The 13909-nt window shown below is 33.3% G+C and carries 5 protein-coding genes and 3 pseudogenes; 6 read left to right on the forward strand and 2 right to left on the reverse strand.

Translation table 11 applies throughout. The features are described 5' to 3' along the window. Positions 1–31: 31 nt before the first annotated feature. A complete protein-coding gene (locus tag MSVAZ_RS14950; protein WP_052727998.1) occupies positions 32–1024 on the reverse strand; it encodes an IS701 family transposase in 993 nt (330 codons plus the stop codon). 406 nt (positions 1025–1430) lie between these two features. On the opposite strand from MSVAZ_RS14950, the gene MSVAZ_RS19730 reads away from it, so the two are divergent. The 4 genes from MSVAZ_RS19730 (at position 1431) to MSVAZ_RS14970 (ending at position 7387) form a co-directional block, all read left to right on the forward strand. Beyond that, positions 1431–1691 (forward strand): hypothetical protein, encoded by a 261-nt coding sequence (locus tag MSVAZ_RS19730; RefSeq protein WP_232316122.1) that lies wholly within the window; start codon positions 1431–1433, stop codon positions 1689–1691. A gap of 2067 nt (positions 1692–3758) precedes the next feature. Continuing rightward, a complete protein-coding gene (locus MSVAZ_RS14960) occupies positions 3759–5348 on the forward strand; it encodes a glycosyltransferase family 2 protein (protein ID WP_084626161.1) in 1590 nt (529 codons plus the stop codon). 74 nt (positions 5349–5422) lie between these two features. Then, positions 5423–6016: a polysaccharide deacetylase family protein gene (locus tag MSVAZ_RS14965; RefSeq protein ID WP_084626162.1), complete on the forward strand. Its 594-nt coding sequence runs from the start codon at positions 5423–5425 to the stop codon at positions 6014–6016. A 261-nt stretch (positions 6017–6277) separates the two neighbouring features. Next, the gene (locus MSVAZ_RS14970; protein ID WP_232316123.1) at positions 6278–7387 is read left to right on the forward strand and encodes a DUF354 domain-containing protein; all 1110 of its coding nucleotides are present in this window, start codon (positions 6278–6280) and stop codon (positions 7385–7387) included. 122 nt (positions 7388–7509) lie between these two features. On the opposite strand, the pseudogene MSVAZ_RS14975 reads toward MSVAZ_RS14970, so the two are convergent. Further along, positions 7510–8549 (reverse strand): annotated as a pseudogene (locus tag MSVAZ_RS14975) (IS110 family transposase); the annotation flags it as partial. Positions 8550–8619: 70 nt separating this feature from the next. Between MSVAZ_RS14975 and MSVAZ_RS14980 the strand changes: the two are divergent. After that, positions 8620–9816: pseudogene (locus MSVAZ_RS14980) on the forward strand (IS701 family transposase); the annotation flags it as partial. Positions 9817–13068: 3252 nt separating this feature from the next. Further along, positions 13069–13887: pseudogene (locus MSVAZ_RS14995) on the forward strand (IS1634 family transposase). Positions 13888–13909: the final 22 nt, after the last annotated feature.

The raw sequence follows: 13909 nt of genomic DNA on the forward strand, positions 1-13909 counted from the left end.
ATCGTTTTTTCCAAACTTACAAATATCTGAATTAATTTAATGTGTATAGTGGATTCTTTAAATATGCTGTCACTGCCACTCTTCTAATTTTCATAGCACTTTCAAACCAGGATATTCCACTTTTGATTCTTTGTAATTCCAGTCTGAGAAAAGCTCTTAATGAAAACATTATATGTGCTCTTTGTGACTCTTCCTTTCTTGCCTGACATTTCTCCACACCACAAAACTGCTTTATCCCTCTATGATATTCCTCAATTTTCCATGACTTCTTTGCCAAGTCTTCACGTTCTGCTTCATCCATCTCCTGCACATCTGTAACCCAGTGTTGCGTGTCTCCATCTTTTGAAACTATCCTAAACACCTTTACAAATCCATATGCTTTGAGGTGAACCACACGTCCTTTTTGAGGAATATCTACTGTTTCAAGTGGCACATTTCCTTTGTTGTCAGGATTTACTAAACGATTACTTTTCAACCTTGTAAGGAAATGCCATTCTTTCTTCCTGATGGCTTTAAGGTTTTTCACACTTGCATACCATGTATCAAACAAAACGAATTTGGGATTAAAACCACGTTCTTCGGCTTTGTCAAGCATATCACGGAAATGGTCATTCTTTGTTTTGTCGTCTACATCGATGTTATAAATTCGAAAATCGATAGGTATAACGGTTTTACCGTCAGTCCAAACTAAGGTAACCAGACCTATTCCTTTTACAGTACGATGATGTTTTCCACTCCACATACGACGAACAAAAGCCATTTCTTCTGCGTATGGTTTATCTAAAGTTGAATCATCAACAATTAGGCATCCTTCTTCAGGCTTGACGTAATTTTTTACTTCTCTCCATAGCGATTCTGTGTCTGAAGGTTGCCTTTGAAGTAAGCGAGTAAAAGAGTCATGAGAAGGAGCATTAGCTACGTTTGGATAACATCTAGCAGCTTCAGTACAACTAAAAACGTTAGAAGCAGCTATGAGAAAATTAATGTAGTAAATGTCGGTACACTTAGGGGGATTTATGTCCATAACTCCGTACGTTTTTAGAGGGACACTAAACCATAATTATATTTTTAATGATATAAAGTTTTTGGGACTTCAAGTGCGTAAGTCCTAGAGGAATAAAGTCCAATATACCAGTAAATAAAAGAAATAGGAAGAAAAAGAAGAGAAGAAGACCAATAAAAGTAGATCAAGAAGAATACAAAAAGAACAATTAAAAATAGTTAAATGTTTGGGTGTGCTTGCTGCCGAATGTAGGTTATATTCTTAATGTCAAGGAAACTTAATGAAAAGTTTTTTATAATTTATTGCATCAATGTGATAATGATATAACAGTATTTCTAATAGTGTAACAGTATTCCAGTAGTATATTGTAATTCTAATAATCTTATAATATATGTGTTCAGGTGTTTATCACTTATCGGGTGTGTATATGTTACTAGGTGTTATCTTCACCAATGTTATGACGGATGTCATGCTTAATAGCGCAATTTCTATGATTACAACCCCTGGCATTCCTATGTACTCGAGTTTAATACTTATTGCGCTTACGGCCCTTCTCTCCTTAAAAGATATTTTATCTGCGTCTAAAATATGGAACAAACACCTTAATAACTCTTTCAACAATGCAATTGTACCTCTGCTTTTCAGTTTCATAGCTATTATTGTTTTCAAGGTAGCGGCCATTATCTGATACTGGACTTTAGGAAAGATGTTTCTTTCCTTCTAATTCCTTTATGCAAACAATTTATACTTTTCAATCTATTTTCTATTACTTTTCTACCTTTTTTGCAATTAGTAAGTTTTTTCAAGTTGTTTCATCATGAAGTAAGTGAAACAATATGGAATTACAGGCTTTACCATATTTCGGCTATATTGGAACTCCTTTAACTGAACTTTCAAAGATGTTGGTTGGATGGTCCTCTTGCTAGTGAAAATGTGTTGTGCCTAACAAATATAATTAGAAAACTGGTCTTACTGATTGTGAAAAAAGATAGTCCATATGTTCAAATGTGTTTTAATCCATTATTTTTGGCCCATATGGGACAATTTGCTTGACATATGGGACATATTAATATTAAATAACTCCACTAACTTGCCATAATATATAATAAATTATTACAAAAAGGCCATTAATTTGAACGTGAAATGTAGTACCAACTTCAAAATATTAGAATGTTTTGTGAGCTTTACTCATATCGATTTTAAAACTTAAAAATTGATAAAAGTAATACAAAATCGTTATTATTAAGACCAGTTTTAGATAATATTAACGGTTGCGCTGCTTACCGATATCGTTTTCATTCTATTTTTAAAACGTGAGTTTAAGATCCCTAACTCAGAGTAATCACTGGGTCTCTTAGTATGGAATATAATTATGAGTTCTTATCAATTTGAGGATAAAACTGGTTTTTAGATAATCTTATTCATGTTTTAGATTATTGAGCTGAATTATATTCTCTATAAACTCAGTCTTTCTAATTTATGTTCTCCTTTTCTAATTCACAAATGCGGTGACTAGAATATTAAGATAGATATAGCCATAGAGATTCAGAGCTTCAAGAAAAATTCTAGGCTGGTAGGGCAACTTGTGAGATTGAAAGTACGAATATTTTGGACTCTTATGATACTGTTTTGGGACTGCTCTTTCTTATTTTTTGAGAGTTATATTTAATATTTACGTTTGTGCTAATTCATGCATATAATTATCTTTATTATAATCACAAGTAATAGCAAAAATCTATGCTTCTTTACTCAATCTGCAAATAATATTATTTTATTAATGATTATTTTATACAATAATATTCATAAACTTTATATAGTCATCATCTGATGTTTTATTATTACACCATTATGTTTATTAACTAACTTTATACAATTGCTTTGTAATTTACAAATTAAGGTCCTTTGTTGTTTTGTGTGGATATCCTCGTAATGTCTTCATAAAAATCAATGGATTCGAATTAAAAATCGCCTTATCCACAGGGAATGCCGAAGAACCAATACTCATTTCGAGATCCATATTCTCAAAAAGAACTTACGTAAATGCATAAGAATTTACACGAATTCATTATTGAAATTTAAGTCCAATTGAAACAATTTTTGTTGTATCCTAGAATGATTTCGCAGATTCAAGACGATTTGAAAGTTAATATACAATACAACAACAGTCGACTCAAAAAGTTAAACTTGAGTTAATTATATAATTTCATTTTAATACTATAGAATGATCATGTAAAATGAACCAAATTCGAAGTTAAATAAAATGGTGAGTTGTACACGACATACAATTGAAATAAAAGAAATTAAAACAGCGAAACAATTTGGGGACAAAACATTTGAAACAATTTAATGGTATATATTTAAAACATTAATATACATAAATATTTAAAACATTAATATACATAAATATTTAAAAATATTAATATACATATATATTTAAAACATCAGTATACATATATAGTTAAATATTAATATATATGTATATATATATATTTAATACATTTTGTTATTTACACTTAATTAGTTTAGTAGAGAGTGTCGTAAAAGTCTAGAGATTCTAATTAATTACATACTATCATCGAACTTTAATTTTATAAATTGGATCATATAAGACTATGAAAGTTATTTGCTATGATATGATCGGCTGAATTTTAATTAATTTTGGACTTTTGCGACGCTCTCAGGTAATATCTTAACCCACGTTCCTAAATTTTCCCCTAAAAATTCTCATAAACGACTTTAAGAAGAGGTATTATGGATGAGTAACGAGCTTGGTACAGGTCAAAGCTCCCAACACATTATTACAAATGAAGGAAATTCTTACAAGGAGGTTACAGCTTCTGAGAACGTAACTGTAGTTCTTCCTGTACATAACGAGGAAGTCTCTATCGGAAGTGTCGTCTTGCGGTCAAAAAAATATTCTGATAAAGTTATTGTTGTGGACGATGCAAGTACTGATCATACTATTGATGTCTCCGAAATGGCAGGAGCCGAAGTAATCTGGAAACAAACGCACAAGGGAAATGATGTTTCTCTAAGGAAAGTGATTGAAAAAGCAACCAGTTCTGATATTATCGTGATAATGAACCTTGGAGTTTGCCATGACCCGAGCCTGATCCCGAAGATGATTGCTCCTATAAAAGATGATAATTTTGACCTTTCAGTAGGAATCTGCTTTTCAAAAGTAAAACCGGGTTCAGAAAACGTGCTTTTACTTAACAATAAAAATACCGAATCGAAACGGATTGGTTTTATTGCCCTCTCAAAAGAATGCCTCTCAAAAATTGATCTTCCCCACTTATCCCTTTTCTCCATGCGTTCTCTTATAAGTATGGCCAAAAAAGCCGGTATCAAGGTATTACACATCGATATTCAGGAAGAACACGAAGCTTCCCTTTTCAGAGCTTATAAAATTGGAGTTGTGGTGCCTGCCTATAATGAAGAGCGCCTTATCCAGGAAACGATTGGTGGCATTCCGGCTTACGTGGATAAAATCTACGTCATTAACGACGGAAGCACAGATCGCACAGCTGAGATCATTAATAATATGCCTGACTGCCGTGTAGTCCCAATTCATCACGAAGTGAACAAAGGCGTAGGAGCGGCCATCATAAACGGCTATAAACAAGCCCTTGCCGATGAAATGGACCTAGTTGCAGTGATGGTTGGGGACAACCAGATGGACCCTTATCAGCTCCCCAAACTCATCATGCCCATTATTGAAGACAAAGCCGATTATGCAAAAGGAAACCGCCTCCTTTCCAGGCAAATGCGGCAGGGAATGTCTACCTGGCGAGCCTTTGGCAACGGCATGCTGTCCATGATAACTAAAATAGGCAGTGGATACTGGCATATTGCCGATCCCCAGAACGGATATACAGTAATTTCAAGATATGCCCTGGAAACCATAGACCTTGATTCAATTTATACCTATTACGGTTACTGCAACGATATACTGCTCAAAATGAATGCCTTTGGCATGAGAGTAATGGATGTGACAATGCCAGCTCGCTATGGCAGCGAAAAGTCAAAAATCAAATACAGTAAGTACATTCGCAAAGTAGCTCCCATGATCTTCAGAGGATTCTTATGGCGCCTGAAGATGAAGTACATGGTGCTTGACTTCCACCCGCTTGTGCTTTTTTACTTTGCAAGCATGATACTTGTCCCACTGGGTTTAATTTTTGGATTCTGGATTGTCCTGGAAAAGTTGGTGTTCCATGGGTCTGTTTCTCAGAATTATCCTCTGCTGTTTGTGTTTATTTTCTTAGTAGGCATGCAGTTTCTTCTCTTTGCAATGTTTTTCGATATGCAGGCAAATAAAAAGAACTATTCGAAGATAACATGAACGTTGTTCGCAGTATAAGATGTAATTTAGTAAAAAAGTGGAATTTCATCTAAAAATCAGTAAAGTGAACCCCCATGAAAAAAAGTTTATCTATCACAGTTGACATAGAGGATTGGTATCATATTCCCTCGGTATGCGGCTCTCCATTTTCCGTATTCAGAGATGTCAATGAATTTTTTAGAAAGTGGAATTCAAGATACGATTATTTAACTGAACCCACGAAAAGAGTTCTGGATCTTCTCGAGAAATATAATGCTACTGCCACTTTTTTTGTAGTTGCGGACACTGTTGAGCATTATCCTGAATTAATCGAGTCAATTGTCGATAGAGGGCATGAAATTGCTTGCCATGGGTTACATCATATGTGTAAAATTAATCCTAAGACAAAAGAGCCCCTTGTGACCAGTGACGAGTTCGAGTCCAGAACATTAAAAGCAAAGAAAAGTCTAGAAAAAGTTTCCGGTAAAAAAGTCGTTGGATACAGAGCTCCAAATGCTTTTGTCGGTGGCTGGATGCTGGACTCCCTAGAAAAACTCGGGTTCAAATATGATTCATCTGTATGTGTGAACTCAATTTACAATAAAACAGATTCTTGTTTACAAGGTGTCTTCTTTTCTTCTTATCATCTAAGAAGAAATGAGCTTGAAGGAAACTGGTATTCAATATAGAAATGCATGATTATTACAATAAATGGATTTCTAAGGAGTCATTACAGAACAAACTATGCACAGGTTTCGATTAGGTGCCTTGATTTAGTATGAAAATGATGCCATCTGCAAGCATTTTCATTGGCTGTGCATGTTATTCAAAGAATATCATGTTCGTTTTCAAGATCATCACCACCAATTGAAAACCAACTTTATAAAAAGATTGCCTAATCTATTTTGTGATAGTTACTAGATTACTAGAGATGTTTAGGTGGTAACTGCATGTTTGTTACTACACAATACTGTTGCTGGAGTTTCAGCAAAATGTTAAAAACTTTCTGTTTAATATTGGAACGTGATTGTGTGAGATTATTAATAAATGTTTTACATCCTGCTGATGTTCATTTATTTAAACATTTGATATGGTTGTTTGAAAAAAGAGGACATGATGTTAAAATAACTGCCAGAAATAAGGATTGTTGTAAGACACTTTTAGACCTATATGGTTTTGAATATGAATTGATTAGCAATGCTGGTAATGGTATCTCTGGTCTAGGTTTTGAAATGATATCGAGGACTAAAAAATTTGTTTCAATAATTAAAAGGTATGATCCAGATCTTGTATTATCAATGATGGATCCTTCCTCAGCTATTGCATCTAAAGTATGTGGAAAGAAATACATTTCTTTAGAGGATACAGAACATTCTAAACTTGTTATTAACCTAACCCTTCCGTTCACAGATGTAGTTTTAACTCCGTCATGTTTCAAAAAAAAATTAGGACTTAAACAGATTCGATATGAAGGTTATCATGAACTTGCATACTTACACCCTAATTTTTTTCAACCAAATCCAAATGTCCTTTCTGAACTTGGATTAACTGAAAGTGATCCTTATATAGTCCTAAGATTTGTTTCATGGGGTGCAATCCATGATGTTGGGCAGCATGGGATCAGTAACAAAAAAGACCTCGTGAAAATGCTTGAAAAATATGGTAAGGTGTTCATCACTTCTGAAGGGGAAATAGATATTGAACTTGAAAAATATAAACTAAAACTTTCTTCGGAAAAGTTGCACGACCTACTTTATTATGCAACTTTGTATATTGGAGAGGGAGCTACAACTGCTTCTGAATGTGCATTATTAGGAACCCATGCAATTTATGTGAATACTTTAAGATTGGGATATCTCAATGAAGAGGAGGATAAATATGATCTTGTATACAACTTTTCAACTAGATTTGACATTGAAAAAAAAGTATATGATAAGGCCTTAGAATTATTAAAGAATCCTAACTTAAAGCAAGAAGGGAAAATTAAACGAGAAAATATTATTAAGGATAAAATTGATGTTACTAAATTCATGGTTCAGTTTGTTGAGCAATATAAATGATACTTTTAGGCTCTTCGCTATTCTCTATAGGTAACATGATTTTTACTTCAAGACAGCATTGGTTTTACGAGAATATTAGGCAGTTTGCCAATTTAGCATGAAAGTACATGAGGATATCTCTCTCATGTGCTCCCTGCATCATCTTTTTCCATAATTGCAATTATTCCACTAATTATTTTGATACGTTCATCAACTGAGAATATTTCAGTCTCAACAATCTTCCTCTTGTGGATCTCTCCCTTTTGATATCCAGATTTATCTTCATACATCTTGTCATTTGTAATAAGATGCCAAATAATTGTGGCTATTTTCCTTGCTAGGGCAATAATTGCTTTTGCATGTCCAATTGAATTCTTTTTTCGGTTATAAAATTCTTTTAACTTACTATTCTTCTTTCTTGCTGCTGCATTAGCAATCTGTGTTAGAATCCACCTAGCTACTTTTGAGCCTCTCTTTGTGATCCTACCGTTATGGTATTTATCTGCTGATTGATATACATTAGGAACTATTCCAAGCCAGGAAGCAAGCTTATCTCCAGAAGAAAAATCTTTGAAATCGCCAATTTCAGCAAGTAAAACTGCCGCACCAAGTTCTCCAATGCCTGGAACTGACATTAAAATGTCCATTTCATGGTTAAAATTACTATAGGCATAATTAAAATTTCTTTTTCCAAAGCTTCGATTTCATCATCAAGACTCTTTATGAGTTGAAGACAGATCTGAAGCCGATAAACAGAACTTTGAGAGATTTCTCTATCCAGAATCTCTTTTATCTGATTATGTTTTTTACGAATAGTTGGAGAAAGATTTCCCAGAATTTGGTTGACATCTTTACCTGAAGAAATGCCGGATAGAATTATTCTGCCATTCTTACCAAAAATATCTGTCAACACACCTTTTAGATGCAACATTTCAGATGCAAGGATAGAGTGAGCTTCATTTTTTATATATGTTCTTTTTTCCACAAGTATTAACCGAAGTCGAACGTATGAACGGAATTCCCTCTGAGTTTTCACAAAAACTCTTGATGGCTGAATCATTTTATTCAATGCAAGTTGAGCAATGAATTCTGAATCAAGCTTATCTGTCTTTTTATGTGTAAATGCTTTCATGTCTCGTGCATTTCCAATAATAACAGGTAGATGTTTTATTAAGGAATCATAACTTGACTTTGTCACATTTCCTTTTCACGTCAACTGTGAAGTATAATTTTTCCTTTATAAATTCAGTTTAATGAAACAAATAACAGATACCTTCATCAAGTCAAATAATATTTCTGTAAAAAAATACATTTCAGAGAAACATCTTGACTCCTGTTTTCAAACAAAAACTCGTTGTGTTGTTTCAACCGGCATTGATTACCTTAATGGTTTGGTTCTCCTCCCCTATAGGAAAAATATGAGAAAAATGGCAATCTATTGTTGTAAATGCTCTAACAACCAATCACTAAGCCATTTTGTCTCAACTTCTCCTTGGCATCCTGCAGATCTCCTCAAATCTGTTCGAACATATGCCATTAAAACTATAGGCAAAAATGGTGTTCTTATACTTGACGAATCAAGCATAAAAAAATCTGGAAACAGTTCTGTTGGAGTTTCTCATCAGTATTGCGGCAACCTTGGAAAAAAGGATAATTGCCAGGTTGGTGTGTTCCTTGCTTATTTTAAGAAACAGAAGAGAATGTTGATTGATGAGAGATTATATCTCCCACAAAAATGGATTGATGACAAGGAACGTTGTTTAAAGGCTAAAATTCCTCCTGAGAAAATAAAGTTCAGAACCAAGCATGAGCTTGGTCTTGAAATGATTGATAACGCAATAGAAGAAGGTATTCCTTTTTCCTATGTTACAATGGATGGATTCTACGGTGAAAATCCAGAGTTATTGACAGAACTTGAGAATAGAGGCTTAACTTTTGTTGCGGATGTCGCTGTCGATACTTTTGTTTATGTAGAAAAACCCTTAGCTGAAGTACCTTTGAGAAAGGGAAAAAGTGGAAGAAAACCCACAATTCCCAAGGTTTTGAATACATTCTCAACAAGAATTGATTCTCTTTCCAGTTCAATTGAGGGATGGAAACTTATCAAAGTTAGAAAAACGGAAAGAGGGTACAAAAAAGTCTATTTTAAGGCTATAAAAGTTTGGAGACGCCAGAATAAATTACCTTGTGAGAAGCCATTATGGCTTCTCATAAGTAAAGATGTAGAATCTAATGACATTAAATATTCATTATGTAACGCTTCTGAGGATACTTCATTTGGCGAACTTGCAAAAATGCAGAGTTCAAGGTACTGGATTGAGAGAGCATTTCAAGACGCAAAAGGATATTGTGGAATGTCTGAATACATGGTGAGAAGCTGGAATGCATGGCATCATCATATAGCATTGGTTATGCTTGCGATGCTTATTCTGTTGTCGTACAAAATCAAATTGCGGGCGGCCACCCCACCCTAAAGGATGGGGTATGCTTCGGACCGCCCGCCCGGTTACTTGGAGACAGATAATTAAGTATCCTTTAACAAGGTTTCCTTAACATAAGTGATTGAAATTTTTACCTCGGTTTCCTTATCCGATTTACTATCTATATAAAAGGAAACTATGGTTTAGATATTTAAAGAGAAAACGAAGAGGCGAGGGTTCACTTCATCCCCAACCTGAAGGATAGGGTATTCGTGACCCTCTGCGCTCCCGTAGTAATAAAATTTAAATTAAAAACTATTAAGTAGTGACCATGATATTAATAATGAGCCTATCCCAAAACTCAAAATTTGCTTCTTTGGATCTTATATTTTAAGCATCCAATCGAGCTTATAACTATGAAGCCAACCCTGTATATCTCTGATAATTGAGGACAAAATGAGTTTTGGGATGAGCTCAATATATATTTACATTTGGTAGGATAAATGACAAATTGAATTAGAGATCAAATCCAAATGATCACGATTTTCAAGTGAACTTATAACAAATCAAAGTTGCGCTGGCGCACCCCGCAGCAAGCTAGCGCGGTATTCGACTGAAATAATCTATCAGTATTTTAGAATGAGTTTGGCTGCCGAAAGTAGGACGATCATTATGACCAATAAAAATATTTCCATAGCTAATTTATTTCTTTATATCAAGCATACAATATACGTATATCCAATGCTTATAGGTATAGTTATTTTATATTTGTCTTATTTTCCTGGTATTGGCCAATATGGAATGGGATTTGCGTTTTTTTTGGGCTCAGTCTTTTATTATATCTTGAAAAATAATATGTATGTAGAAGTCACACCTAGTAGTAACTCAACTTCTAAAAATTATAAACTATTATTAATTCTCAACATTGTCTTCTTCGTTAGTTTTTCTTTATCTCTTCTTGTACTCCATCAGAGTATATACTATCGATCAGTTTCATATTTTTCATTAATTACTATATCTTTTTTTTCGATATTTATGGAAATAATTCAAAGAAATTACAGCAGGTGTAGTTATTTCTTAATTCTAAAAATAATTCTTGTATCATTATCTCTCCGTATAGGGAGATTGTTTAATTATCCTACTATTCCTGGCTCAGACACACATTTCCATCTAAACATAGTAGAGTTAATTGTTCAAAATGGAACAGTTCCTAGCTACTATATAGCCAACAAATACAGTTTCTCTTGCTTGTTACATATACTCATGGCAATAGATAATATTATTCTAAGTGTTAATTTAAAAAATTTGCTTTTTTGTTCAATAGTGTTATCTACTACAATTATAGTTAGTTTGTTTATATATTGTATTGTTAATAAAATGTATAACACTCAAATTGCGCTTATTTCAGTTTTATTTATAAATATTTCAGATATGTTTTTTAATTTAACCGTCACTAACATCAATCCAGGTTCTATTGTTTATTGTTTTTTTATTATGATATTATTTTGTATCATTCAACAAAAAAACAGGCCTACCTATTCTTCATTTGTTGTCTTAATGATTTTTTGTATGATCCTCTCTCATCAATTATCTACTTTCTGCGTTTTTTATATTTTATTTTCTTTGTTACTAGGTATAATATTTCACAATATTTATTTCACTAAAATTTTGAAAATAAATTTAATAGATCGGGAGGTACATTTATATTATCCTACTTTAACTTTATTTTTCGTATCAATGATACTTCATTGGATCCTAATCGGAGGAACTCAAACCAGTGGTAGTTTTTTTGATCAAATAATTTATAGGCTAGATAGTACAATTGCATCAATGTTCCATGAATACGTATCAGAAGCAAGTGTTCCCACTAATAACTATGAAACATTTTTCTCCACTTTTAATGTTTATTCAAATATATTGTACAACCTGGGATCTAATCTCTTACTAATGTTGGCTATTATCGGAATTCTTCTTATTATTGACTCCAAACTTAAGTCGCAATTTAATTTTTCGTATATTAGTGCGGCGTTTACGTTGTTTTGTCTTATATATGCTGGTACGTATGTAGGTCTTGGTTATTTATTAATTCCGCATCGATTTTTGCCCTTCTTTCAATTATTTTGGGTGATTTTTGCGTCATACTCAACATATATTATTTACAATACAACTTCTCAAAAATGGAGAAAACTTAGTCTGATGGGTATAGTAATATTTTTAATATTTTTCATGATCACGGCTCCGTATCTGAACAACGGGGAGGCGATTTATTCAACAGACATGGTATCTAGAAATCAATTAATATATTCTGAACTGAAGTCGTTAGAGTGGTCTAACTATTTTCTTGAGAATCAAACAGTATATTGTGATTCAGCTGTAACTCAACTACCAATATCCACCGTAGATTTTTTAAATATTTCTACTTACCAAATAATGAATCTTGATCTTAACTCTAACTATTTGCCAAAAAATATTTTAATACGACAATACGTAATAGATAATCCAAATTTAAATATAGGTGGAACATTTGGTACAATTCATAATCACAACTACCAAGAAAAATTAATAAAAATATTTCATGAGTATAATTTAATTTATTCGAATAATTGTGCAAAAGTTTACCAAACAGGCTGTCTCAAAACTGCTTCTAATTGTACATTTGGGTCATAAATATTACAATATTTATCTTCCCTAAATATATATTAGGACTTATGCAGTTGAAATGCCGAAAGATTTATATCATTAGAAATATAATTAGGGTTTAGTGTTTTTCTAAAAACGTACGGAGTTATGGACATAAATCCACCTAAGTGTAACGACATTGACTACAGTAATTTTCTCATTGCGGCTTCTAACTTTTTTAGCTGTACTGAAGCTGCTAGATGTTATTCAGACATAGCTAATGCTCCTTCTCATGATGTTTTTACTCGTTGCCTTCAAAGACAACCTCCACACGGAAGCACTATGGGAGGAAGTAAAAAGTTATGTCAAGCTTAAGGAAGGATACCTAATTTTTGATGATTCAACGTTAGGTAAACCATACGCAGAAGAAATAGCTTTTGTTCGTCGTATGTGAAGTGGAAAACATCATCGTACTGTAAAGGAAATAGGTCTGGTTACCTTAGTTTGGACTGACGGTACAGCCGTTATACCTATCGATTTTTGAATTTATAACATCGATGTAGATGACAAAACAAAGAATGACCATTTCCGTTATATGCTTGACAAAGCCGAAAAACGTGATTTAAGCCAGAATTTGTTTTATTTGATACATGGTATGCAAGTGTGAAAAACCTTAAAGCCATTAGGAAGAAAGAATGGCATTTCCTTATAAGGTTAAAAAATAATCGTTTGGTAAATCCTGACAACAAAGGAAATGTGCCACTTGAAACAGTAGATATTCCGCCAAAAGGATGTGTGGTTCACCTCAAAGCATGTGGATTTGTAAAAGTGTTTTGGATAGTTTCAAAAGATGGAGACATGCAACACGGGGTACAGATGTGCAGGAGATGGAGAAACAAGAACGTGAAGACTGGGCAAAAAAGAAAACGTGAAGCAGGAAAAAGAGGTAGAATTTATAAAGATGAGAAATTGAAGACATGTTACAGGATTGATGGAATTATAAAGGTTAATGATGCTTTTGTTTTAAAAGAAATGGAAAAAATGGGACTTTTCATTCTTGTAAGTAATGATATCCGTCTTTCTCCTGAAGAGATGCTGAAGTATTACAAAGGACAGGATAAAGTAGAAAAATGAGTTAGATTTTTGAAAAGTGATACTTTTAGCATATAGAAGGTCTACCTCAAGAATAAATCAAGAATTGAAGCATTGACAATGATAATGGTTCTCTGCTTAATGAGTTATGCAATTGCAGAATGGAAATTAAGGACAAAGTTAGAAGAAGAAAATGAAACGGTTCCAGATCAAAAAGGGAAACAAACAAAAAGACCAACAATGAAATGGATATTTTTCAAGTTTCAGGGAATTACAGAACTTATAACGCAGAAAAAAGGGAAAACAAAGTCAGAAATTCTGGATATGGAAGAAATTCACTGGAAAATATTGAGGCTCATGGGGGAGGAATATGAAAATATATATCTCTAGTTGCGTTAACGTTGAATAAGAA

The organism is Methanosarcina vacuolata Z-761, assembly GCF_000969905.1.
Classification (GTDB): domain Archaea; phylum Halobacteriota; class Methanosarcinia; order Methanosarcinales; family Methanosarcinaceae; genus Methanosarcina; species Methanosarcina vacuolata.

Excerpts from the sequence above, each read along its gene's own strand:
- MSVAZ_RS14965 (WP_084626162.1), top strand. The coding sequence starts at position 5,423 with ATGAAAAAAAGTTTATCTATCACAGTTGACATAGAGGATTGGTATCAT.
- MSVAZ_RS14960 (WP_084626161.1), top strand. The coding sequence starts at position 3,759 with ATGAGTAACGAGCTTGGTACAGGTCAAAGCTCCCAACACATTATTACA.
- MSVAZ_RS14950 (WP_052727998.1), bottom strand. The coding sequence starts at position 1,024 with ATGGACATAAATCCCCCTAAGTGTACCGACATTTACTACATTAATTTT.
- MSVAZ_RS14970 (WP_232316123.1), top strand. The coding sequence starts at position 6,278 with ATGTTTGTTACTACACAATACTGTTGCTGGAGTTTCAGCAAAATGTTA.
- MSVAZ_RS19730 (WP_232316122.1), top strand. The coding sequence starts at position 1,431 with ATGTTACTAGGTGTTATCTTCACCAATGTTATGACGGATGTCATGCTT.